This is a genomic window from Pseudomonas sp. Ag1 (genome assembly GCF_000278565.1).
In the GTDB taxonomy this organism is placed as follows: Bacteria; Pseudomonadota; Gammaproteobacteria; order Pseudomonadales; family Pseudomonadaceae; genus Aquipseudomonas.
Map to the genome: position 1 here is coordinate 105,647 of NZ_AKVH01000108.1, position 23,069 is coordinate 128,715.

Consider the following 23,069-nt stretch of genomic DNA (forward strand, 5'->3'; position numbering starts at 1 on the left):
ACCCGGTCAAAATGTGGGAGCGGGCTTGCTCGCGAAAGGGCCGCTACAGCTTGCATCAATACCCCTGCGGCAACTCCATCACAAACCTCGCCCATCCCGCCCCCGACTCACAGAAAATCCGCCCCCCATGGGCCCGCACAATCGACTGGGTAATCGCCAAACCCAGCCCCGCATGCTCGCTGCTCCCTTCATGACGCGCCGGATCTGCCCGGTAAAACCGGTCAAACAACCGTGGCAACAATGCCTCGGGAATGCCTTCCCCGGTGTTTTCCACACTCAGCGTCACGCCTTGCATCCCCTCGACAATCCGCACGCTGACTTCGCCACCCGGCGGGGTGAACCGCAACGCGTTATCCAGCAGGTTGGAAATCGCCCGGCGCAACATGCTGCGGTCACCTGAAGTGCTGGCGCTGCCTTCCCGAACCAGCCGCACCTGGACGTCCTCCGCCAGCGGCGCGAAAAACTCCAGCAATGCCTCCACCTCGTCCGCCAGCACCAGGGTTTCGCGCTTGGGCACCAGCAGCCCATGGTCCGCCTTGGCCAGGTACAGCATGTCGTTGACCAACTGCGCCATCCATTGCAGTTCTTCCAGGTTGCTGTGCAGGGCTTCGCGGTAGTCCTCCAGCGCCCGTGGATGCGTGAGGATGACTTGGGTCTGTGTCAGCAAATTCGACAGTGGCGTGCGCAGTTCATGGGCGATGTCGGCAGAAAACGCCGAAAGGCGCTGGAAGGCATCGTCCAGGCGGCCAAGCATCGCGTTGAAGGACTGGGCGAGTTCCGCCAGTTCGGCGGGCATTTGTTCCTGGGGCAGGCGCTGGGTCAGGGAGTGGGCAGACACGCCGCTGGCGACTTCGCTCATGCGCCGCAGTGGCCGCAACCCGCTGCGGGCGGCCCAGGCGCCGAGCAGGGCGGTGGCCAGGGCGGAAAGGCCGACGGTCAGCCAGATCAGATGCTGCATGCGTTGCAGGAAGTGTTGGTGATGGGTGATGTCGAGCATCAGCGTCAGTTGTGGCGATTCAAGATTGCCAGGTACCAGGGGCACGTTATACACGCGGTAATCGGTCCCGGCATTCTGCAAACTGTGCAGGCCAGGCGCCTGGGGCAGGGTGATGCCGGGAGCGCCGTCGAACCAGCGCTGATCGCCGGCGGTGATGCGCAGGGCCAGGTCGGGCTGGCGATTGAGTTCTTCTCGCAGCGTTGTTTCTCGTAAGGCAAATCGTTCTGGCGTGTCGGCACCTTGCAATGTGCTGCGCAGCGCTATCAGCTTGCCGTCGAGCAACTGCTGGTCCAGCTCGATAAAGTGCGCCTCGCTGGCATGGTTGAACAGTACGCCCGCCAGCAGCGAAACCACGGCGGTACAGCCAGCAAACAGCAGTGCCAGGCGGCTGGCCAGGGAAATCCGTTTCATCAACTGAACCGCTCCTCAAGCACGTAGCCCATGCCGCGTACCGTATGGATCAGCTTGTTGGGAAAGTTGTCGTCGACCTTCAGGCGCAGGCGGCGGATCGCGACTTCGATGATGTTGGTATCGCTGTCGAAGTTCATGTCCCACACCTGGGAGGCGATCAGCGACTTGGGCAGTACTTCGCCCTGGCGGCGCAGCAGCAGTTCCAGCAGGGAAAACTCCTTGGCCGTCAGGTCGATGCGCTGGCCGTCGCGCTCTACCCGGCGGCGGATCAGGTCCATGCGCAGGTCGGCCAGTTGCAGGCTGGTTTCCTGGGGGGGGCTGCTGCCACGGCGTAACAGGCTGCGCACCCGGGCCAGCAGTTCGGAGAAGGCGAAGGGCTTGACGAGGTAATCGTCGGCGCCCAGTTCCAGGCCATGCACCCGGTCTTCCACGGCGTCCCGTGCGGTAAGGAACAGTACCGGCATGTCGAGCCCGGCGTTGCGTACGGCCTGGAGGATCTGCCAGCCATCGCGACCTGGCAGCATCACATCGAGGATCAACAGGTCGTAGTCACCGGTCAGCGCCAGGTGCTGGCCGCTGGTGCCGTCGGCCACCAGCTCGGTGTTGAACCCGGCCTCGGCCAGCCCCTGGCGCAAGTAGTGGCCGGTTTTCGGTTGGTCTTCGACGATCAGCAGTTTCATGGGCGGCTCATGGTTTTACGGGAACACAGACGTTATACCGCGCACATCCGGCAGCCGGCTCAAGCTGACAAAGTTGTAATCTGGCAGTCAGCTGGCTGGCAGCGGCGCGTTCGTAAAGTGTCCCACAGACTGATTCCGAACCTTTGGAGTGTGAGCATGTTTTTACGTAAATCCTGGTTGTTGGCGGGCTGCCTGATGGCGATGAGTCTTCCGGTGCTGGCATCCCCGGCTGAAACCTTCGCCTTCGGTGAGGCCGCGCCCGCCGCCAAGGCCACGCGCACCGTGGAAGTGGTGCTGCAGGACATTTCCTTTTCGCCCAAGGCTATTGATGTAAAAGCCGGTGAGACTGTGCGCTTTGTGCTGGTCAACAAAGGCCAGTTGCTTCATGAATTCAACCTTGGCGATGCCGCCATGCACGCAGCGCATCAGAAAGAGATGCTGCAGATGCAGGCCAGCGGCATGCTGACGGCGACCGGCATGGGCAAAATGGACCACAGTGCGATGGGGCATGGTGATATGGCAGGCATGAAACACGACGACCCCAACAGCGTGTTGGTAGAGCCCGGCAAGACCGCCGAGCTGACCTGGACCTTCACCAAGGCCACCGGCTTGGAGTTTGCCTGCAACATTCCGGGGCATTACCAGGCGGGCATGGTCGGCAAGCTGACCGTCAGCCAGTAAGCCATTGACGGGCAAAGGCGGGTAGAATGGCGGCGTTTATTTAGCCAGGTTTCCGCCATGCATCCCGCAGCCGAACATTCGCCGCTGGGCAAGTCCAGTGAATACATCTCCACCTACACCCCGTCGTTGCTGTTCCCGATTCCTCGCGCCGCCAAGTGGGCCGAGCTGGGCCTGAGTGCCGAGACCCTGCCGTATAAAGGCGTGGATTTCTGGAACTGCTTCGAACTGTCCTGGCTGCTGCCATCCGGCAAACCCGTGGTGGCCATCGGTGAATTCAGTATCCCGGCCGACTCGCCGAACATCATCGAGTCGAAGTCGTTCAAGTTGTACCTCAACTCGCTGAACCAAACCGCGTTTGCCGATGTGCAAAGCCTTGAAGCGACGTTGCGCGCCGACCTGAGTGCAGCGGCCGGCAAGCCCGTTGGCGTGCGCATCCGCAGCCTGGGCGAGGTTGAAGCCGAAGGCGTGGTCGCGTTGCCGGGTGTGTGCATTGATGACCTGGACATTACCGTCAGCAACTACGAGCACCCGCGCCCGGAACTGCTGCGTTGCGACGATTCGCGCGTGGTGGAGGAGAGCGTCCACAGTCATCTGCTCAAGTCCAACTGCCCGGTGACCAGCCAGCCTGACTGGGGCAGTGTGGCGGTGGAGTACCGCGGCGCGGCGCTGGATCATGCCAGCCTGCTGGAATACCTGGTGAGCTTCCGCCAGCATTCGGACTTCCATGAACAGTGCGTGGAGCGGATCTTTCTCGACCTGCAGCGCTTGCTCAAGCCGGAGAAACTGACGGTGTATGCGCGCTATGTGCGGCGCGGCGGGCTGGATATCAACCCGTATCGCAGTACTGAAGAGCAGCAGTTCCAGAACCTGCGCCTGGCTCGTCAGTAGACTTCACACAAAACAAATGTGGGAGCGGGCTTGCTCGCGAAAGCGGTGTATCAGCCAGCTTATGTATCAGCTGACGGACCGCATTCGCGAGCAAGACCGCTCCCACATTTGATAGGTGTCCGACTATTAGATCCCGATGTTACCCAGGGTCACCACAATATTGCGCAAGGTCCCGGCAATGCCCGGGTGCTCCAGTTCGAAGCGTTCTACGGCCAGGTTCACACCGTCGGCGATGCTTGGATCCTGAATGGCACCTTCCAGTGGCTCCTGAACTTCCAGTTCAGCAATCAAGTCTCGCAGCTCTTCGCGCTGTTCGAGGGGCATTTCTGGATTCTGATCCAATTGCTCGCGCAAAATTTTGACCTGTTCTTGCAGTTGTTCGCGGGCAGGCATGGCGTTCTTCCTTTTATCGATAGGCACTGGCATAGACCGCGGCACGCCGGGAAAGGTCTATGGGCTGACCTGTAGATTAATCCACTGGCGCCGACTGTGCATGATCTCGATCAGGGCTTCTCGCCCTTAAGCTGGCGCAGACTGATGTCGGCCAGGCAGGTCTGCAGTTCGCCCAGGTGGTCAATCACCGAATGCACGCCCAGGCCATAGAGCGCGACAGTGGCTTTGGCGCGCTTATGCTCGCGTTCCTTCTCGGTGAGTGCTTGCCATTGCTGCGGCGAAAGCCCGCACAGTGAGCCACAGGACGCCAGGCCGATGGTCCACAGCCCGGCATTGAGCCCCGATTGCAGCAGGCGTGGCTCGCCGCTGACCAGGACGCAGCCTTCCAGGCGTTCGATATTCAGTTCCATCAGGGCCTGCCAGCAGGCGTGAGGCGCCGGCCAGCGGGTGGAGGAGGGCTTGGCAGCCTTGATCCAGCGGGGTAGCCCGGCGGCCAGCGGTGTGGAAACCGACGCCGGCAACTCGTCCAGCCATGCACAAGGGACGCGCTGTTCTTCGAGGCTGCGCAGGATCTTCAGGGCGCCGACAGTGGCATGGGTATCGCTGGAAGGCGCGGAATCGGCGCGGGCCTGGGAACCAAAGTCCACCAGGCAGCCACTAAGCCCGAACAGTACGGCCGTCAAGGACGGGGTGCTGGCACTAACAATCTCGGCGTGTGGCATTTCGACGTCCCTGAAATAGCAGTGACGCTACCGGACTTGGGTGACAAGCAAGTTACACCCGCAGCAATTGTAGGAATTTTGTGCATTTGCTGAATGACATTTCTGCAAGGCTGCCTAATCTGACACTTCCGTCATATACTGACGGCCTCATTCAGGGCATAGCGCCCATGACAGACCATTCAAGGAGTTCAAGCTATGCGCTGGAGCCAATGTCTAGCTCAGCTGTCCGTATGTGCGAGTATTTTGCTGGTTCCTTTCGTAGCCCAGGCGGCCTCGGAAGATGATCCATGGGAAAGCGTCAACCGCCCGATCTTCACCTTCAACGATACCGTTGATACCTATGCCCTCAAGCCATTGGCTCAAGGCTATCAGTTCGTGACCCCGCAGTTCGTGCAGGACGGGATCCACAACTTCTTCCGCAACATCGGCGACGTCGGCAACTTTGCCAACGACGTGCTGCAACTCAAGCCCCACGCTGCAGGCGTCGACACTGCCCGCTTGCTGATGAACACCACGTTCGGCGTGCTGGGTTTCGTTGATGTCGGCACCAAAATGGGGCTGCAACGCAACGACGAAGACTTCGGCCAGACTCTCGGCTACTGGGGCGTCGACAGCGGTCCTTACGTGATGCTGCCACTGCTGGGCCCAAGCACCCTGCGTGACGCGCCGTCCAAATACGTGGACAGCTACACCCAGCCGTACCGCTACATGAACGATATCGGCTGGCGCAACAGCACCTTCGGCCTGAATATCGTCGACACGCGTGCCAGCCTGCTGTCCTCCGAGAAGCTGATCAGCGGCGACAAATACACCTTCATCCGCAACGCCTACTTGCAGAACCGCGAGTTCAAGGTCAAGGATGGCAAGGTTGTAGACGACTTTTAAGCCCCAGGCTTGAAAGAAGAAGGCGGCCCTCGGGTCGCCTTTTTTGTGGGCGGCATTCGAGGTTTATCCGTGGGTTACGTGCTTACTTTAAGTCGCGGTTTGATGCGTTCTTATAACTACTGGTGATTTGCGATGTAAAGACGCCCGGCGACCATCGCCGTGAGCTTGAAACCCCTGGCGGATGGGAGTACCGTCTGCGCCTTAGAAGGGCACCTCTGCTTTACCTTTGTGCGTCGGCAATAACTCGGCGTTTTGTAGGACAGAGAGGCTAGAAAGCGAATCCAGTAGTAAGCCCGGCCATTGTCGAGCTGCCTACGCCAACCTAATTCTGGCGCCGTTTGCCCACATGCAGAAAACCAGTGCCACGCTGCTGATAATCGATGACGACGAAGTAGTGCGCGCGAGTCTTGCGGCCTATTTGGAAGACAGTGGCTTCAGCGTCCTGCAGGCCAGCAACGGCCTCCAGGGTCTCCAGGTATTCGAGCGCGACAAGCCCGACCTTGTGATCTGCGACCTGCGCATGCCCCAGGTGGGCGGCCTTGAGCTGATCCGCCAGGTGACCGACATCGCCCCGCAGACGCCGGTGATTGTCGTGTCCGGTGCCGGCGTGATGAACGATGCCGTCGAGGCCTTGCGCCTCGGCGCTGCCGACTACCTGATCAAGCCCCTGGAAGACCTGGCTGTGCTGGAGCACTCGGTGCGTCGTGCCCTGGATCGTGCACGGCTGCTGCTGGAAAACCAGCGTTACCGTGAAAAGCTCGAAACCGCCAACCGCGAACTCGAAGCCAGCCTGAACCTGCTCCAGGAAGACCAGAACGCCGGTCGCCAGGTGCAGATGAACATGCTGCCGGTGAGCCCGTGGAGCATCGACGAGTTCAAGTTTGCCCACCAGATCATCCCGTCGCTGTACCTGTCGGGTGATTTCGTCGACTACTTCCGCGTTGATGAGCGGCGTGTCGCGTTCTACCTGGCCGACGTTTCCGGCCACGGCGCCTCCTCTGCATTCGTGACCGTGTTGTTGAAGTTCATGACTACACGGCTGTTGTTCGAGTCCAAGCGCAATGGCACCTTGCCGGAGTTCACCCCTTCGCAAGTGCTGGGCCACATTAACCGGGGCCTGATCAGCTGCAAGCTGGGCAAGCACGTGACGATGGTCGGCGGCGTGATTGATGAAGAAACAGGTCTTTTGACCTACAGCATTGGCGGTCACCTGCCATTGCCGGTTTTATACACTCCAGACAGTGTGCGCTACCTGGAAGGGCGTGGTTTGCCGGTTGGCTTGTTCAATGAAGCCACCTACGAAGACCACATCCTGGAATTGCCGCCGACGTTCAGCCTGACGCTGATGTCCGACGGTATCCTGGACCTTTTGCCAGAGCCTACACTCAAAGAGAAAGAAGCCGCCTTGCCCCAACGGGTCAGGTCGGCGGGCGGCAGCCTGGATGGCCTGCGGCAGGTTTTTGGATTGGCCACGCTAGGGGAGATGCCGGATGATATCGCCCTATTGGTGTTGAGCAGGAATCTTTGATGAGTACCGGAAGAATCCAATTCGCCGAGCAAGACGGGACTTTTGTCCTGAAGTTTGTCGGTGAAGTGCGCCTGACCTTGTGTTCGGCGCTGGATGCGACGATTGAGCGGATCTTCACAGCCTTGAATTTCTCGGCGATCGTGATCGATCTGACCGAAACCCGCAGCATCGATAGCACCACCCTTGGGCTGTTGGCCAAGTTGTCCATTCTGTCTCGGCAGAAGGTCGGACTGCTGCCGACCGTCGTCACCACCCACGAAGACATCACCCGTCTGTTGCAGTCCATGGGCTTCGATCAAGTGTTCAACATCGTTGACCGCCCGATCCCGTGCCCGGAATGCCTGACCGACCTGCCGTCCCAGGACCAGTCCGAGGAAGTGGTACGGGTCAAGGTACTGGAAGCCCACAAGATCCTGATGGGCTTGAACGACTCCAACCGCGAGGCGTTCCACGACCTGGTGAATGCGCTGGAGCGGCACTAATTTCCAGCTGAAACACTGTCAAAGTGTGGGGGGGGGGCTTGCTCCCGAAAGCGGCGGGTCAGTAGTGAATGTAGCGACTGACGCCCTGTATTCGGGAGCAAGCCCCCTCCCACATTTTTAACTGAGTTCGGCTCGAAATCGGCTAATACAAAAAAAGGGCGGCACCCTCACAGGTGCCGCCCTTTTTGTCGCCGCCGTTTTTAGAGCTTGGCGGTCAACAGCGCTTCGAGTTTTTCCTGGTCGCGGGCGAACTGACGAATGCCCTCGGCCAGTTTCTCGGTGGCCATTGCATCTTCGTTGGATTCCCAACGGAACTGCGCTTCGGTCAGGTGCACACGAGCTTCGCCCGCATGGCCTGGCGACAATTTGCGTTCCAGCTTGCCGTTGTCGGCTGCGAGTTTTTCCAGCAGGTCCGGGCTGATGGTCAGGCGGTCGCAACCAGCCAGCTCTTCGATCTGGCTCAGGTTACGGAAGCTTGCACCCATCACCACGGTCTTGTAGCCATTGGCCTTGTAGTAGTTGTAGATGCGCGTCACCGACTGCACGCCCGGATCTTCGGAGCCGGTGTAGTCGTTGCCGTTGGCCTTCTTGTACCAGTCGTAGATACGGCCCACGAACGGCGAAATCAGGAACACGCCGGCTTCGGCGCAAGCCACGGCCTGGGCGAAGGAGAACAGCAGCGTCAGGTTGGTCTGGATGCCTTCCTTTTCCAGCTGCTCGGCGGCGCGGATGCCTTCCCAGGTGGAAGCGATCTTGATCAGCACGCGGTCACGGCCAATGCCGGCCTTGTCGTACAGGTCGATCAGGCGATGGGCGCGCTTGAGTACCGCGTCGGTATCGAACGACAAGCGGGCATCCACCTCGGTGGAAATGCGGCCGGGCACCACTTTCAGGATTTCCTGGCCGACGGCTACCGCGAAACGGTCGCTGGCCAGGCCTACATCGCCGTTGCAGTCGGCAACAGCCTCGTCCAGCAGCTTGGCATAGCCTGGGATCGACGCGGCCTTGAGCAGCAGGGAAGGGTTGGTAGTGGCGTCTTGCGGCTTGAGCTTGGCGAGGGTAGAAAAATCGCCGGTATCGGCTACTACAGTGGTGAATTGCTTGAGTTGTTCCAGCTTGGAAGTCATGGGCGTGCTCTGTCCTGTGGGTCTGATGACATTACCCGAGCGCTGACAGCCGCTCAAGGGCGCAAATGCATTCGATCGTTTGCGAGGGCAACAACCTGAAAACAGCCGTTTGAATCACCGGCCAATGCTCAATAGGAGGCCAAAACAGCCAGCAGGTTCAACCCAACTGCCCGATGACCACCCGATCAAACGGTGGGAGCAGCCTTGCCCCATCTTCCTGACATCCCCCCCTCCAAATGTGGGAGCGGGCTTGCTCGCGAAGGCGTCGTGTCAGCCACCCAATAAACCCACTGACACCCAAATCACCGCCCCTCCAACAACTCCCCGGCCTTATCCAGCAACGCCAGCGGATCACTGGCCTTATGAATATCCACTGACAACAACTGCCGAAACTTCCGCGCCCCCGGGAAACCCGTCCCCAGCCCCAGTGCGTGGCGCGTGATGTGATGCATCGAGCCACCTGTCGCCAGGTGTTCGGCTATATAAGGACGCAACTGCGCCAACGCCTCGGCGCGGGTGATCACTGGTGCCGTGCTGCCAAACAGCTGCTGATCCACCTCGGCCAGCAAATACGGATTGTGATAAGCCTCGCGGCCCAGCATCACGCCGTCGAAGGTCTGCAAATGCTCCTGGCACTGTTCGAGGGTCTTGATGCCGCCGTTGAGGATGATCTCCAGTTCAGGGAAATCCTGCTTCAACTGGGCGGCAACGTCGTAGCGCAAGGGCGGGATGTCCCGATTTTCCTTCGGTGACAGCCCTTCCAGAATGGCGATTCGCGCATGCACGGTAAAACTGGTGCAGCCCGCGTCCTTCACCTGGCCAACGAAATCGCACAGCTCGGCGTAACTGTCCCGGCCGTTGATGCCGATGCGGTGCTTAACCGTTACCGGGATCGAGACGGCGTCCTGCATTGCCTTAACGCAATCCGCCACCAAGGCCGGGTGGGCCATCAAGATCGCGCCGATCATGTTGTTTTGCACCCGGTCGCTGGGGCAGCCGACGTTGAGGTTCACCTCGTCGTAACCGGCGTCCTGGGCCATGCGGGCGCAGGCGGCCAGGTCGGCAGGGACGCTACCGCCCAACTGCAGGGCGAGTGGATGCTCGGCCTCGTTATGGCGCAGGAAGCGTTCGTGGTCGCCATGGAGGATTGCGCCGGTGGTGACCATCTCGGTGTAGAGGAGGGAGTTTTTGGAGAGCAGGCGCAGGAAGAAGCGGCAGTGTCTGTCCGTCCAGTCCATCATCGGGGCGACGGAAAAGCGGCGGGAAAGGATTTTTGTGGTGGCCGTGTTTACGAGCATTAGGGAAATCTGAACAGGTGGGGCGGAGGACAGGAGTTTAGCAGGATCGGGGTGTAGCTTGCCTGGATTCGCCAATCGTATAGGTGACGATGAGTTGGTGTGTCGTGATTGCATATTGAGATCACTTTGTAAAACAGGTACGTTGCCGTATACGGTTGGCATTTTAAATTGAAATTTCAGGGATTTTTTTGTGAAAGGAATCAAGCCATTCTTGGTGTTGCGGTACATGCTCATCGAAAACAAGCAGGCTACGCTTGTATCCAAGCCTCTCCCAAGTCCCAAAGGGGCAGCTGTAGTTCCTGCCCTCCAAGACGATGGTCGTGAGTTTGTTAAAAATAAGGTTCGTTATAGTTTTGTTGGATTTTCTTATGTTGAGCCTGTTGCAGGTGAGTTTCCTAAAGGAAGATTTTTGGTCGGAAAAACTGCTAAGCACAAGATAACTAAAGTTGGTGATAAAATCCCGGGTGATATCGTTCCCCATGATGCTGATGATTGGGTTCCTGTAATCACAATTGTTGATACTGTTGAGCAGTATGTTTTTGTGCAGCATGACTGGCGGTTTGGTACGGAGGAACAGATTGCCAACGCCATTCATGCTGGTTTAAAAAATGCCGTTTTAGAAGAGTATAATTATTCAATATTCATTGAGCCTAAAACGGTAAAAGGTGAGTTTTGGAACGTTGTAAATTCACATGAGAAGGTTTTTGAGATTGAATTGGAACTTATTTCTCCTAATATACTGGAAACAAATATCAAGGCGCGTGATGCGCTCGCCGCTATGAAGAAGTTGTTTGGTCAAGAGGAGGTTAAAATTACTCTCAGTAATGAGTATGGTGATCTCAAAGTCCCTGAGGCTCCACTTGTTGACTATCTGGACTATATTGAAGAGGGAGAAGGGAAGTGGAGCGTTACTACTGAGGGTGAGAATGGTGGTAAAAAAGTTCATAAAAGTATATCTGCTATAGTTAAAATTGATCTGGAAGTTCCTTCGGATGAAGTTTTGATGCATGAGGGGCAGCTAGAGCTTGAAACTGGGCAACCTGCACCGGGACGGGCTGGCAGCGATGTCCTAATGGTATCTGAAGTTTATTTAGCTATAGGTCGTCTGTTGAGGCGTTAGTATGCTTCGGTTAATAATTGTTTTTTTAATATCATTCGGTCTTTCTTATCTGTCGTTGTGGGGGACGGAAGGAGAGGCTGTCCCTATGTTTGGTAGTATTAATGCGATCTTGTTTGTCTTGGGAGCAATGTTTGGTGCTTTGTCTTTAGCTTTTTTTAACTATGTTGAAGGAGTTATGAAGGACGTTCCAAAAAAATTAAAGGCGCAAAACTTGGAATTGTATTTGTCGGTTGTTAAGGCATTGACGGATTTAAAAGGCGAAGTGATCGGTAATGTGCTTCTGGTCGTTGCCTTATTAGTGGTGGCTTTTTTTGCTGGTGCTATTGGGGAAATGGAATTTATCCAACGGTTGAAATTTTCATCATATTGGATGTGGGGCGTGCAGTCTGTACGTGGTGCTTGTTTACTGAGTGTTATTGTCGTCGTATGTGTTCAGTTGGCCGGATTTATTACGGCAAATAGTTTGCGGGCAGAAGTGTCTATGTATGGAGAATAGTGTGTTGGGGAAAAGGGGGGCGGTTTGTATCGGTATGAGGGATCTAAGTTCGCAAGGCGAATGGGGTGCAGTTTATCAGGGTAAACGGGACAGATTTATTTGACGCCTAATAATCTAGTTTCAATTTTAAATAAAACCGTCCCGTTTATTCAAACTGGAGGATCTGTACGACGTCTTTCACGGTGATCATGCGGTGGAAGACCATGGGACTCTCCAATATTCCTTGAGAAATTTCCCACGCTTTTCTCAGCTTGCCCCTCAGAAATCGCATCGCTAACCTCCTCAAACCGCTGGCAAACCAGCGGCCGGATGTGGAAGTCCGTACCAGCTAAGACGCAATCGCCTATAAACACCTGCCGGCGTTTTTTTACGCCTGTATCATGTGTCATGGCGGCTGTGCGCGGGGCACTTCGGTGCGCCGGGTCCTTAGCCCTGGTCTTCCACACCTGCGTACAGCTGCCACCCTCATGTGGAAGTGAGATTGGCAGTTCCTGAATAGTTAAGGAGCTTCGCCATGTACAAAGTCACACCGAACCCGCCTCATGCTTCAAACGCTGCCCCCACTGATGCCAAACTTCAAGCTGCGGCTCAGCGTGCTATCCCTCATTACTTGCCGTCATCCGATAACGACGTACCCGCTGAGCAACCGAGCAGCAATCTATTCCTCGTAAGCCCCAACATAGACACCGAAACCCTTCTAGCCAACGCCGCCGAAAACCTGGAATCCGCCAACCAAATGGCTGCAACCCTGGCTTTCGACCTCGATGAACCCCATCGCGCTATCGTCCTGGGCATCCAGCAGCTAATCGACCTGAGTGGTCTACTCGTTGACCGAGCCTTGGAGCAAGTCGCGCCTTTAGGCAGCACGGCCACCGCCTGACGCCGAACCCTGCCGCCTTACCTCAAGGCGGCAACCTGAACCCATCCTGTCATCCTGCGAAGTTTCATAATTCCCTGCGCTTTTGAGGTCTACGATCCTCCTTAAGAGTGGACCTATACGCCTCCAGCCCAAAGGGAACTGAAAAATGATCTCCAATCTCGTCAAAGTCGTGATGATCGCTGGCACGTTGCTGCTGGCCGCTTGTTCGACGGGGTCGTCGGACGTGAGTAGCGACCCGTGTTTTTCAGGGGGATGCCAGGCGTTTGGCGACCACAGCCCCAGCAAGGCCGCCAAGATGAATTTTGGCGGCAACGCGCTGGGGAGCAGTTACGGGGAGTATGGTTCGGGGTTGATGCATGATGACTGAGTGAGCGGGTGGGGCAGTCATTTACTCAGTGACTGACCCACCGCTTTCGCGAGCAAGCCCGCTCCCACATTGGATCGTGGGAGGGCTTTAGTGACCGCCTTTCATACGTCGGGCGATCAGGTAGATACCCAAGCCTACCAGCGCCGTAGCCGCGCCAATGTAGCCCGTGCTGGTCCACCCATACCCCGCCGTAATCGCCATCCCACCGAACCACGGCCCCAGCGCATTCGCCAGGTTGAACGCCGCGTGGTTGGACGCCGCCGCCAGGCTCGGTGCCTCATGCGCAATGTCCATCAAGCGGATTTGCAGCGGCGCGGCCATGGCGATCATGGTGCCGACCAGGCCAATACCCAGCAGTACGCCCCACAGCGAACTCGCGGCGAAGGTGAAGAAAATCAGCACGGCCATCGACCACACCATAATCCAGCCCACTGCGCGAAATTGCAGGCGATCAAACAGTTTGCCGCCGGCGATGTTGCCGATGATGCCGCCTACGCCAAACGCGGCCAGACCGAAGGGGATCCACTGTGGCGAGACTTTGGTCACTTCGAGCATGGTCGGCGCCAGGTAGCTGAACACGCAAAACATCCCGGCAAAACCAATAGCGCCAATGGACAGCGCCATCCACACCTGCGGTTTGGTGAAGGCGCGCAGTTCTTTGCGCGGGTCGCTGCGGGGTTCGTCGTGGCGATCCGGTACGAATTGCCAGACCAGCGCGATGGTGCACAGGGCGATAGCACTGACCAGCGCGAACGCCGAGCGCCAGCCAAAGTGTTGACCGAGGAAGGTCGCGATGGGGTTGCCGAGCAGCATGGCCAGGGTCAGGCCCATCATCACGCGGGCGACGGCGCCAGCGCGTTTGTCGTTGGGCACCATGCTGGAGGCGACCACGGCGGCGATGCCGAAGTAGGCGCCGTGGGGCAGGCCGCTGATAAAGCGGAAGGCCACCAGCGAACCGAAGGTCGGGGTAAACGCCGTGGCGAGGTTGCCCAGGGCATAAAGGCCCATCAGCAATAGCAGCATGTGTTTGCGCAGCAACTTGGCGCCGAGGATGGCCAGCAGCGGGGCGCCGACCATCACGCCCAGCGCGTAGGCGCTGATGGCGTGGCCCACTTGCGGTTCGCTGAGATTGAGGTTGTGGGCGATGTCGGGCATCAGCCCCATGATGGCGAATTCGCCGGTGCCGATCGCAAAGGCGCCCACGGCCATGGCCGCTTCCATTTTGGCGGCGCTGCGCGCGGGCAGCACGTGCCCGGGTGTTTGCTGGATAGTCATGGGTAACTCTGTTTGATGAAGTGCACGAAGGACAGCCGCCGATGCTACGCAAGCAGCGACGAAGGTGTCTAGAACAGCGTGTTGCGCGAGAGTTCCATCGGCGCAAGCAGTGCGGGGCTTTGAGATCCGTCTTATTCAACTACCCTCTCGCCACGCTTACTCTTTTGGCGATGAAGCTCAAACATTTCCTGCAACCACTCGACTCTTCTTTTTCGACGCCCAAGGCCGCGCGCAAGTTGTTGCGGCTGTTTGCCCTGGCATTGGTGCTCGGCGTGTATGTGGGTGCCTACAGCTACTTGCGTGCGGCGTTGAATGAGGAAATTTCGCTACGGCGCAGTTATATGAATGAGGCGATTTCCGATGCGCAGAGTTTTTTTGTCAGCCGCCAGACGCTGCTCAAAAGCCTCGGCCTGTCGACGGTTCGTCATGTCACGCCACCCGTGGGCAACCTCAATAATGTGCCGGCCGAAGAGTTGCACATCACCTTGGGCGAGGCGGGCAATATCTGGAGCCTTTGGCTGACTAGGCGCCTGCTTGATTACCTGCAGGTCAACCAGGTCAACCTGATCTACGTCGCGCAGCGCGCCGAGCCGGTGGTGGAGCGCCTGTTTACCGTTGGGGCGGCCCCGGAGAATGTGCCGCAGCCGGTATTGCAGCGGTTGATGGCGGTGGACACCGGCAAGGTCTCGGTCAGCGATGAGTTGTGGCTGACTGAGCAGAGCCGCCTGGATTCACCGCTATACATCTTCACCCGCCTCGACGACCGTAGCCCCACGTCGGGTTGGCTCGGGCTGGAGGTGGACGGCCCGGACCTGATCAACGCCCTGCAGCATGAAAAAGCCGGGGACTTCATGTTGCTTGACGGCGCCGGGCAGCTGATTTTCAGCAGCACGCCTCATCAACCGTCGGCTGCGCAGGTGCTGCGCCAGTATCACGCCACGGCCAGCTTTGGTTGGGAAGGCAGCCGCTGGCTGCCGGATCGCTTGGCCATTCGCAAGCACCTGGGTTACTCCCAGTGGCAGATCGTCTACAGCCTGGAGCTGAGTTCACTGTTGCCCAGCCTGGCCATGCCGTTGCTGCTGTGCCTGCTGTTGTGCGCAGCGGCCAGCTTGTTGATGGTGCGGTTGGTGCGGCGCATCGATCAGCGTTTGATTATCCCGGCAGCCAATCGCATCGAAGCGCTGGTGGAGAGTGAGGCATTCAGCAGTGCGGTGATTCGCATCGCGCCAGTGGCCTTGTGCGTGCTGCGCCGCAGCGACGGCGAGGTAGTGCTGGAAAACCCCCTGTCCCGGCAATGGCTGGGCAACGGCCACGAGCGCCAGCAACTGTGTCACGGCTGGATTCGCCGCGCGTTCGATGAGTCGGAACAAAGCAGCACCGACGAGCTGCAAATGGCCGACGGTCGTCACCTGTACCTGAGTTTCGCGCCAACCCGTTACCAGCGTGAGGAGGTGCTGATCTGCGCCTTCAGCGACATCACCGAACGCAAGCAGGTGGAGTTGGCCCTGCAGCAGGCGCGCACGCTGGCGGACGCGGCGAATGAGGCCAAGACCCTGTTCCTGGCAACCATGAGCCATGAAATCCGCACGCCATTGTATGGCGTGCTGGGCACCCTGGAATTGCTTGCGCGCACCGACCTTAACAGCCAGCAGCGTGGCTACCTGAATGCCATCGAGGGCTCGTCGGCGAACTTGCTGCAAATGATCTGCGATGTGCTGGACGTGTCGAAAATCGAAGCGGGACAACTGTCCCTAGAGTTCAGCACGTTCTCACCGATCGAGTTGGTGCAGGAAGTGATCCAGGGCTACGCAGGCGCCGCCCAAAGCAAGGGCCTGCAGTTGTTCGCCTGCCTCGACCCGCAGTTGCCCGACCACGTGAGCGGGGATGTCACACGCATCCGCCAGATCCTGAATAACCTGCTGAACAACGCGCTGAAATTCACCGAAAGCGGCCGGATTGTCTTGCGTCTGCGCCTGGAAAGCCGTGAAGGCGAGCGCACGATGTTGCAGTGGCAGATAGTCGACACCGGCAAGGGCATCGCCGAGGAAGACCAGCGGTACCTGTTCGAGCCGTTCTTCCAGGTCAGCGGCAATGCGAATGTGGTCGCCGGCAGCGGCCTGGGCTTGTCGATCTGCAAGCGCCTGATGCACTTGATGAACGGCACCTTGCGGGTGGTCAGCGAACCGGGCCTGGGCAGCAGCTTTTCCTTCACCTTGCCGCTGGAGCAAGTCAACGACGACGACCAGGCTCCCTGGGCGCAGCCGCTGCTCGGCGAGCGGGTGTATGTGGTGTCGCCGGTGCGTGAGCTGGCGGAAAGTGTTGGCGGCTGGTTGCGTCGCTGGGGCGCGCGCGCGCAACTCGGTGCGCCGGAGTCCGCCGAGGCCGACCCCGGCGCGGTATTGGTCGAGCTGTATCCCGGCCCGACCGAGCCCGACCAGTTGCTGCATTGGTCCGGGCCGCGGGTGATGGCCGCGGTCGACGAGCATGGCGCTTATCCCTGGCAGATCGGCCTGAACAACCTGCAGGCGCTCAACCGCGCGGTCAGCCGCGCCCAGGGCAGCGAAGAGTTGTTGTCGCCGAGGATCAGCGAGAAGCCCACCGAGTTCAGCCTCAACCTGCGCCTGCTGGTGGCCGAAGACAACCTGATCAACCAGTTGATCCTGCGCGACCAGTTGGAAGAGCTCGGCTGCAGCGTGGTGCTGGCCGGCGACGGCATTGAAGCGCTGTCATTGTGGGGTGATACCGCGTTCGACATGATTCTCACCGACGTCAACATGCCACGCATGAACGGCTATGAACTCACCGAACAACTGCGTCGCCTGGGTTGCTCACTGCCGATCATCGGGGCCACCGCCAACGCGATGCTCGACGAAGCCGAGCGCTGCCTGAACGCTGGCATGGATCATTGCCTGGTCAAGCCGTTCACCCTGCGCGCCCTCTACCAGTGCCTGCATCGCTATCAGAGGAGGGTGCTTTGAGCGCCTATCGCGTACTCATCGTGGAAGACCATCCTTTCCAGCATGAGTACTTGATCAACGTCTTCCAGGCCATCGGCGGGTTTGACGTCGATGTGGTCTGGGATGGCGCCACCGCGCTGCAACGCCTGGCCCGACAGCGCTACGATCTGCTGCTCAGCGACTTGATGATGCCGGGGATGGACGGTGTGCAACTGATCCAGCACTTGGCCCGCATGCACGCGCCGCCTGCGCTGGCGCTGATGAGCGTGGCGTCGCGGCGCATGTTGGTGGGCGCCGGGCAGGTGGCCGGGAACCTCGGCCTGACCGTCGCCGGGCTAATCTCCAAGCCGGTGCGCGAACGCGAGGTGCGCACCCTGCGCGATTGCCTCGACAAACTCGCCGAGCAGGCGCGCACGCCGTGTTGCCACCGGGGTGTCAGCCATGCCCGGGAGAACCTTGAGCGCGCCTTGGCCAATGGTGAAATCCAGGCGTGGTTCCAGCCGAAAAAATCCCTGCATGACGGGCGCATCGTGGGCGCCGAAGCCCTGGCACGCTGGGTGCACCCGGTGGAAGGGTTATTGATGCCCGGCGCGTTTCTTGACGACATCGAGCGCCTTGACCTGGAAACCCGCTTGCTCACCTGCATTCTCGGCCAAACCCTCATCGCCCAGGCCCAGTGGGCGCAACTCGGTTACCGGCTGCCGGTGTCGATCAACCTGCCCACGCATTTGCTCGACCAGAGCGACCTGGTCGACCGCCTGCTTGCCCAGGTGCAAAGCCGCGACGCCGAACCCCGGCAAATTACCTTCGAATTGATGGAAAGCTCCACCACACGGCTGCCCAGTAACTACTACGCTGGAGCATGTCGCTTGCGCATGATGGGCTTTGGGTTGGCGCAGGATGACTTCGGCAAGGGGTTCAGTTCCTACTTCAACCTGGTGTCGACGCCGTTCAACGAGATCAAGATCGACCGGTCACTGGTGCATGGCTGTGCCGAGAACGAAAGCCTGGCGTCGGCCTTGCAAAGCATTGTCGAGCTGGGCCGCAAACTCGGGCTGACCACCATCGCCGAGGGCGCCGAGACCCAGGCGGAGCTGGCGGTGTTGCGGCGTATCCGCTGCGATCAGGTGCAGGGTTTCCTGATCTCCCATGCCGTGGCGGCGGAAAAATTCAGCGCCCTGTTAATCGAGGATGGCCCTGCGCCAGCACTTATGTGAGTGGCCAGGGTCACACAGTCAAGAAGCCCGAAGGAAGGGTCGCCCGGTCAGCCGGGCGTTATTGGCCAATGCCGGGATCAAGCATAGGCCCCATATCCTGATTCAGGCTTCTGCGGTACTGACGATGAAACATGCAAGTCTGCGCCTGGACAAGCTGGCGCAAAGCTCTCAACGCTTGAACAAAGCCCTGTTATTGCTCACGGGGCTCGCCTTGTTGCTGTCCAGCAGTTGCTATTGGGCGGTGTCGCGGTTGCTCGACGCTGAACAGGAAAAGGTCGAGTTCCACTTCGCCCGCGTGGTGGAGATCATCCATGAGCACGAGGCGTTCCTGCGCAACGTGGCCAGTGGCTACAGCCGCAGCAACGCGCCGCCGCTGCCGGCCGTGCAGTCGACCTCGGTGGTGGAGTTGCAGCACGAAGGCGGGCAGGTGGTGTTGCAGGCCAAGGGGTTTGCGATGTCGCTACCCTTCACCTTGTCCCACGCCGAGACGTTCTCGGCGGATGACACGCGCCGGGCACTGGCGTTTGGCGTGCAACTGACTGACTACTACGGCGGCTACTGGGCCAGCTCGTTTTACGCCTCGCCGCAGCTGTTCGTGTTCACCCCCAATGCCGTCGCCAGCCTGGCCGTGCCCGGCGTGGGCGGCTTGCGCCAGCACCAGCCATTGTTGCGCGAGCAGTACCGCGACGTGGTGAGCCGCTTGCAGCAACTGCAACAGAGCCAAAGCCTCCTGCTGACCGACAGCCGCGTGCGCTGGATGCGTGCGCCGCCGCAGTTGTACCAGAACAGCCGCAGCGTGGTCGCGATGATCGGCCTCGACGCGCCTGCCGCCGTATTGCCGGCCAATCAGCCTCAGGGCCTGCTCACGCTGGCGGCGGTGGTGGACACCTCGCAGGTCGACGAAATCGAGCGAGTACTGCAACTGTCGGTCTACAACCAGTTCACCCTGATCTCGCCCCAGGGCGACGTGTTGCTCGGCAGCCTCGGCGATGAACACATGGCGCCCCTGGGCCTGAGCTTCAACAGCCAGGGTTTGCGCTTCAAGATGCTCAGCGAGGGTGGCGAGCACTGGACCGGCCTGTACGCCATCAGCTATCAGGATTTCCTGCGCTACGCCAAATGGCCGCTGCTGGGCCTTGGCCTGACGTTTCTGGCGGCCGTGCTGCTGGGCTGGTGGATCAACCATTGGTACAAGACCCGCATCGTCAGCCCGGCGCAACGCGCGCAGGAGCGTCTGTTCGAGAGCGAGGCATTCAACCGCATCATGCTGCACAACGCCCCGGTGGGATTGTGCGTAGTGCGCCGCAGCGATCACCAGTTACTCCTGGAAAACCAGCGCGCGCTGCAATTGCAGGGCACCGCACCGCTGCTCGACGTGCTCAAGGCCAACGATGGCCCGGACACCCCCGGCGAGATGTGCCTGGCGGTGGAGGGGCGGTACTTGCAGGTCGTGGTGGTGGCGGCGCGGTACGAAGGTGAGGACGTGTTCCTCTGCGGCTGCAACGACATCACCCGACACGTGGACGAAGCCCAGTTGCTGACCCAGGCGCGCCAGGAAGCCACCGAAGCCAACGAGGCCAAAACCGTGTTCCTGGCAACCATGAGCCATGAAATCCGCACCCCGCTGTACGGCGTGCTCGGCAATCTGGAACTGATGGCCCTGACCGACATGAGCGAGCGCCAGCGCCACTACCTGGAAATTATCCAGGGTTCGTCCACTGTGCTGTTCCAGTTGATCAGCAACGTACTGGATGTATCGAAAATCGAATCCGGGCAAATGGCCGTGGAAGCGGCGCCGTTCAGCCCGGGCCAGTTGGTGGCGGAATCGGTGTTGGCGTTCAGCGCGACCGCGCGCAATAAAGGCTTGCAGATCGATGCCGAGATCGACCCGCTGCTACCGCCGCAACTGCTTGGCGATGCTGGCCGCATCCGGCAGGTCCTGCATAACCTGCTGGGCAACGCGATCAAGTTCACCGACTCCGGGCGCGTGCGTTTGCGCCTGATGGTGCAGCAACTACTTGACGATAAAGTGACCCTGCAATGGCAGGTCACTGACACCGGCGTGGGCATTCCGGAAAAGGCGCTGGACCAGTTGTTCAAGCCGTTTTATCAGGTAGCGGGCGACCAGGACGGCAATGGCGCCGGCCTGGGCCTGTCTATCTGCTCGCGCTTGAGTGAGTTGATGGGCGGCAGCATGCGCGTGGTCAGCGAGCCAGGGTTGGGCAGCAGTTTTTCGCTGTTCATCACCTTGCCGGTGCTTCAGGAAACCCTGCCCTCTGCGGAACAACCGTCGATGCCGCCGTGCCTGGACGCACCGTGCCTGAACGTGCGCGTGCTGGTCGCCGAAGACAACCCGGTCAGCCAGGCCGTGCTGCAAGAACAGCTCGAGGCCCTTGGCGCCCACCCCACCGTAGCGCGTGACGGCGAGCATGCGCTGCAAATCTGGGGTTCACAGCCGTTCGACCTGGTGATCACCGACATCAATATGCCGCGCCTCAACGGCTACGACCTGGCCCGCGCGTTGCGTGAACAAGGCGTCCAGGTGCCGATCATCGGCGTCACCGCCAATGCCCTGCGCGAGGAGGGCGAGCGTTGCCTGGCGGTGGGCATGAACGCGTGGGTGGTCAAACCGCTGAGCCTGAGCATGCTGCGCCAGGCATTAATGGCGCACTGCCGGCGGGCCACGGCCTTGCCGGTGGTGCAGGTGGACCGGGACCGCGAAGGCTGGATCGAGCTTTCCCCGGCCATGCGCCAACTGATGGCCGACACGTTGCTGGTGGATGTGCAGCAGATCGAACAAGGCCTGACGGCCGGCGATGCCACCCTCGTACGTGAGCGTTTGCACAGCCTCAACGGCGCGCTGGCCAGTGTGCGTGCCGGGGAACTGTCCAGCGCTTGTCAGGCATGGGAGAACACCCTGTACGACGCACCGCTGGATACATACGCCACCACGCAGATTCGAGGCGTGTGCGCACGGCTTACAGCGGTTGCGCAGTGCTTGCTGGCAGAGTCGCAAACTTGATGAAAGCCCATTACAAGGAAGATAAAGAATGCGAGAAATGAACGTTGTGATCGCCGATGACCACCCGATCGTACTGGTGGGCGTGCGCGAAATTGTGCAGCGTGATTCACGCTACAGCCTGGTGGGCGAGGCGGTCAGTTCCAGTCAACTGATCGAGCAGTTGCGCAAGCACCGGCCGCAAGTCCTGATCACCGATTTCAACATGCCGGGTGACGACACCTATGGCGATGGGTTGAAGCTGATCGAGTACATCCTGCGTCACTTTCCCGCGACCCAGGTGCTGGTGCTGACCATGATTTCCAACAGCCTGATTCTCACCCGCTTGCAGGAGTTGGGTGTGGCCGGGGTGATCCAGAAGAACCACCTGCACGGCGAGATCGAAAAGGCCCTCGGCGCGATCAGTGCCCAGCGCAGTTACCGCGCACCGGAGCCCGCCGCGACTTCGGTCTTGGCCAATGTGACCCAGGTGCAGGCGCGCTTCCAGAGCCTGTCGCCACGGGAGATGGAAGTGCTGCGTTTATTCGTGACGGGCATGAGCGTGAGCGATATCGCGCGGCAGTTGAGCCGCAGCAACAAGACCGTCAGCGCGCAGAAGATTTCGGCCATGCGCAAGCTGGAGGTGGACAGTGACCAGGCGCTGCTGACCTATTGCATCGAAGCCCGGCAGTTTCAGTAATCAGCGGTACGTCATCTGCATCAACAGGGTGGCTTTGTAGCTACCCGCCTCGGGCAGCTCGCCCAGGGACACGGGCTTGACGCGCAGGGTCAGCGCCAACGGTTCGTCTTCTACCGGCCAGGTGCCGGTTTGGCCCAGGCCGATCCCCGGCTTGTCGGTCTTGTCACGCAATTGCACCTGCAACCCCAGGGATGGGAGATTGGTGAGCAGCACCGGGCTGACGGTGAGGGCCCGGGCCATGCCCGCCGACAAACTCAGCTCGACCTGAGCGCCCGCCTGACAGTCGAAGACCAGCGGCACATCGGTGGCGACGGTGCTGCCGTCGGCCAACTGGTTGAGGTTGACCTTGCCCAGGTCCACCTGTTGCGTACTCGGAAACCTTGCGGTGCACGGCGGTGCGGTCAGCTTGCCGCTGACGTCGATCTGCGCTTCTTCCGCCGCTTGCGCAAGGGCGGTGCTGGCTACGGCCAGCAGCATCCAGGCGAGCGCTTTCATAGGTAATTGAGGGTCATGACCATCGACGAGGTGAACGCGCCCGGCGCCAGCGTGCCGCGTTCGACCAGTTGCGCCTTGAGGCTGATATCCACGTCGCCGCTGAGGTTGGTGTATTTCTTGACGGTGCCATTGAGGTTTGCCGCCGTGTTGTCCGCCCACAGCAACGACACACCGAGGTTATCCGCCGTGGTCTTGGCCACGGTGGAGGTGTAGGTGCCGTTATTGGACGTGAAGCTGACATTTAGCGAAGAACCCGACGAGCACTTCAAGCGCACCGGCACTTCCACAGTGCCGGTGGTCGCCACCTGGTCAGTACGCACGTCGCCAAATGCGGCGGTCAGGGTTGTGCCGGTACTCAATACGCACGGTGGGCGGGTGAGGGTGCCGCTGACGGTGATATTCACCACGTCGGCAGCGTGAGCGGTGCTGCTGAGCAGCATCAGGGCGAGCAGTGGAGTTTTCATGGCAAGGC

22 protein-coding genes are annotated in these 23,069 nt (G+C 59.8%); 13 read left to right on the forward strand and 9 right to left on the reverse strand.

The genetic code is table 11. The annotated features are described in order from the left end of the window. Positions 1-55 precede the first annotated feature (55 nt). Both A462_RS08065 and A462_RS08060 read right to left on the reverse strand, forming a co-directional pair. On the reverse strand, positions 56-1,408 hold the full coding sequence (locus A462_RS08065; RefSeq protein WP_008437602.1) for a heavy metal sensor histidine kinase: 1,353 nt from the start codon (positions 1,406-1,408) through the stop codon (positions 56-58). Beyond that, positions 1,408-2,088, reverse strand: a complete 681-nt coding sequence (locus tag A462_RS08060; RefSeq protein WP_003218936.1) for a heavy metal response regulator transcription factor — start codon at positions 2,086-2,088, stop codon at positions 1,408-1,410. The genes A462_RS08065 and A462_RS08060 overlap by 1 nt, the downstream gene beginning before the upstream one ends. A gap of 156 nt (positions 2,089-2,244) precedes the next feature. Between A462_RS08060 and copI the strand changes: the two genes are divergently transcribed. Both copI and queF read left to right on the forward strand, forming a co-directional pair. Next, positions 2,245-2,769 (forward strand): copper-resistant cuproprotein CopI, encoded by a 525-nt coding sequence (copI, locus tag A462_RS08055; protein WP_003218934.1) that lies wholly within the window; start codon positions 2,245-2,247, stop codon positions 2,767-2,769. A gap of 57 nt (positions 2,770-2,826) precedes the next feature. Continuing rightward, positions 2,827-3,657, forward strand: a complete 831-nt coding sequence (gene queF, locus A462_RS08050) for an NADPH-dependent 7-cyano-7-deazaguanine reductase QueF (RefSeq protein WP_008437611.1) — start codon at positions 2,827-2,829, stop codon at positions 3,655-3,657. Positions 3,658-3,783: 126 nt separating this feature from the next. Here the strand turns inward: queF and A462_RS08045 are convergent, their stop codons facing one another. Then, positions 3,784-4,050: a DUF4404 family protein gene (locus A462_RS08045; RefSeq protein ID WP_008437612.1), complete on the reverse strand. Its 267-nt coding sequence runs from the start codon at positions 4,048-4,050 to the stop codon at positions 3,784-3,786. Positions 4,051-4,160: 110 nt separating this feature from the next. Continuing rightward, positions 4,161-4,772, reverse strand: a complete 612-nt coding sequence (locus A462_RS08040) for a hypothetical protein (RefSeq protein WP_008437613.1) — start codon at positions 4,770-4,772, stop codon at positions 4,161-4,163. Positions 4,773-4,967: 195 nt separating this feature from the next. Here A462_RS08040 and A462_RS08035 point away from each other — a divergent pair, with 195 nt between their 5' ends. The 3 genes from A462_RS08035 to rssC all read left to right on the forward strand — a co-directional run bounded on the left by A462_RS08035 (position 4,968) and on the right by rssC (position 7,667). Further along, on the forward strand, positions 4,968-5,657 hold the full coding sequence (locus A462_RS08035; protein ID WP_008437615.1) for an MlaA family lipoprotein: 690 nt from the start codon (positions 4,968-4,970) through the stop codon (positions 5,655-5,657). A 346-nt stretch (positions 5,658-6,003) separates the two neighbouring features. Next, positions 6,004-7,185: a two-component system response regulator RssB gene (rssB, locus tag A462_RS08030; protein WP_003218921.1), complete on the forward strand. Its 1,182-nt coding sequence runs from the start codon at positions 6,004-6,006 to the stop codon at positions 7,183-7,185. Further along, entirely contained in the window at positions 7,185-7,667 is a 483-nt protein-coding gene (gene rssC, locus A462_RS08025) for an anti-sigma factor antagonist RssC (protein WP_003218919.1), read from the forward strand. The genes rssB and rssC overlap by 1 nt, the downstream gene beginning before the upstream one ends. A 200-nt stretch (positions 7,668-7,867) precedes the next feature. On the opposite strand, the gene tal is transcribed toward rssC, so the two are convergent. Together tal and dusA are read right to left on the reverse strand one after the other, a co-directional pair. Next, positions 7,868-8,794 carry a transaldolase gene (tal, locus tag A462_RS08020; RefSeq protein WP_008437618.1) on the reverse strand — a complete coding sequence of 309 codons (927 nt, stop codon included), beginning with the start codon at positions 8,792-8,794 and terminating at the stop codon, positions 7,868-7,870. A gap of 302 nt (positions 8,795-9,096) precedes the next feature. After that, positions 9,097-10,092 carry a tRNA dihydrouridine(20/20a) synthase DusA gene (gene dusA, locus A462_RS08015; protein ID WP_008437620.1) on the reverse strand — a complete coding sequence of 332 codons (996 nt, stop codon included), beginning with the start codon at positions 10,090-10,092 and terminating at the stop codon, positions 9,097-9,099. A gap of 190 nt (positions 10,093-10,282) precedes the next feature. Here dusA and A462_RS34340 point away from each other — a divergent pair, with 190 nt between their 5' ends. The 4 genes from A462_RS34340 to A462_RS07990 all read left to right on the forward strand — a co-directional run bounded on the left by A462_RS34340 (position 10,283) and on the right by A462_RS07990 (position 12,955). Continuing rightward, positions 10,283-11,212: a hypothetical protein gene (locus A462_RS34340; protein ID WP_157222852.1), complete on the forward strand. Its 930-nt coding sequence runs from the start codon at positions 10,283-10,285 to the stop codon at positions 11,210-11,212. A gap of 85 nt (positions 11,213-11,297) precedes the next feature. Next, the gene (locus A462_RS08000) at positions 11,298-11,708 is read left to right on the forward strand and encodes a hypothetical protein (RefSeq protein WP_008437628.1); all 411 of its coding nucleotides are present in this window, start codon (positions 11,298-11,300) and stop codon (positions 11,706-11,708) included. A 514-nt stretch (positions 11,709-12,222) separates the two neighbouring features. After that, positions 12,223-12,588 carry a DUF6124 family protein gene (locus A462_RS07995; protein ID WP_008437630.1) on the forward strand — a complete coding sequence of 122 codons (366 nt, stop codon included), beginning with the start codon at positions 12,223-12,225 and terminating at the stop codon, positions 12,586-12,588. A gap of 145 nt (positions 12,589-12,733) precedes the next feature. Next, complete coding sequence (locus A462_RS07990; protein WP_008437632.1) at positions 12,734-12,955, forward strand: hypothetical protein; 222 nt, start codon at positions 12,734-12,736, stop codon at positions 12,953-12,955. Positions 12,956-13,042: 87 nt separating this feature from the next. Here A462_RS07990 and A462_RS07985 read toward each other — a convergent pair whose 3' ends face one another. Continuing rightward, positions 13,043-14,230: an MFS transporter gene (locus tag A462_RS07985; RefSeq protein ID WP_003218910.1), complete on the reverse strand. Its 1,188-nt coding sequence runs from the start codon at positions 14,228-14,230 to the stop codon at positions 13,043-13,045. 170 nt (positions 14,231-14,400) lie between these two features. Between A462_RS07985 and A462_RS07980 the strand changes: the two genes are divergently transcribed. The 4 genes from A462_RS07980 to A462_RS07965 all read left to right on the forward strand — a co-directional run bounded on the left by A462_RS07980 (position 14,401) and on the right by A462_RS07965 (position 22,102). After that, on the forward strand, positions 14,401-17,208 hold the full coding sequence (locus tag A462_RS07980) for an ATP-binding protein (protein WP_008437634.1): 2,808 nt from the start codon (positions 14,401-14,403) through the stop codon (positions 17,206-17,208). After that, positions 17,205-18,404: an EAL domain-containing response regulator gene (locus A462_RS07975; RefSeq protein ID WP_008437635.1), complete on the forward strand. Its 1,200-nt coding sequence runs from the start codon at positions 17,205-17,207 to the stop codon at positions 18,402-18,404. The genes A462_RS07980 and A462_RS07975 overlap by 4 nt, the downstream gene beginning before the upstream one ends. Positions 18,405-18,528: 124 nt before the next feature. Next, on the forward strand, positions 18,529-21,426 hold the full coding sequence (locus tag A462_RS07970; RefSeq protein ID WP_008437636.1) for an ATP-binding protein: 2,898 nt from the start codon (positions 18,529-18,531) through the stop codon (positions 21,424-21,426). 28 nt (positions 21,427-21,454) lie between these two features. Then, positions 21,455-22,102, forward strand: a complete 648-nt coding sequence (locus tag A462_RS07965) for a response regulator (RefSeq protein ID WP_017477281.1) — start codon at positions 21,455-21,457, stop codon at positions 22,100-22,102. On the opposite strand, the gene A462_RS07960 is transcribed toward A462_RS07965, so the two are convergent. Together A462_RS07960 and A462_RS07955 are read right to left on the reverse strand one after the other, a co-directional pair. After that, a complete protein-coding gene (locus A462_RS07960) occupies positions 22,103-22,597 on the reverse strand; it encodes a fimbrial protein (protein ID WP_003218900.1) in 495 nt (164 codons plus the stop codon). It lies immediately after the preceding gene. Next, positions 22,594-23,061 carry a fimbrial protein gene (locus A462_RS07955; RefSeq protein WP_003218898.1) on the reverse strand — a complete coding sequence of 156 codons (468 nt, stop codon included), beginning with the start codon at positions 23,059-23,061 and terminating at the stop codon, positions 22,594-22,596. Before A462_RS07955 ends, A462_RS07960 begins: the two co-directional genes overlap by 4 nt. Positions 23,062-23,069: the final 8 nt, after the last annotated feature.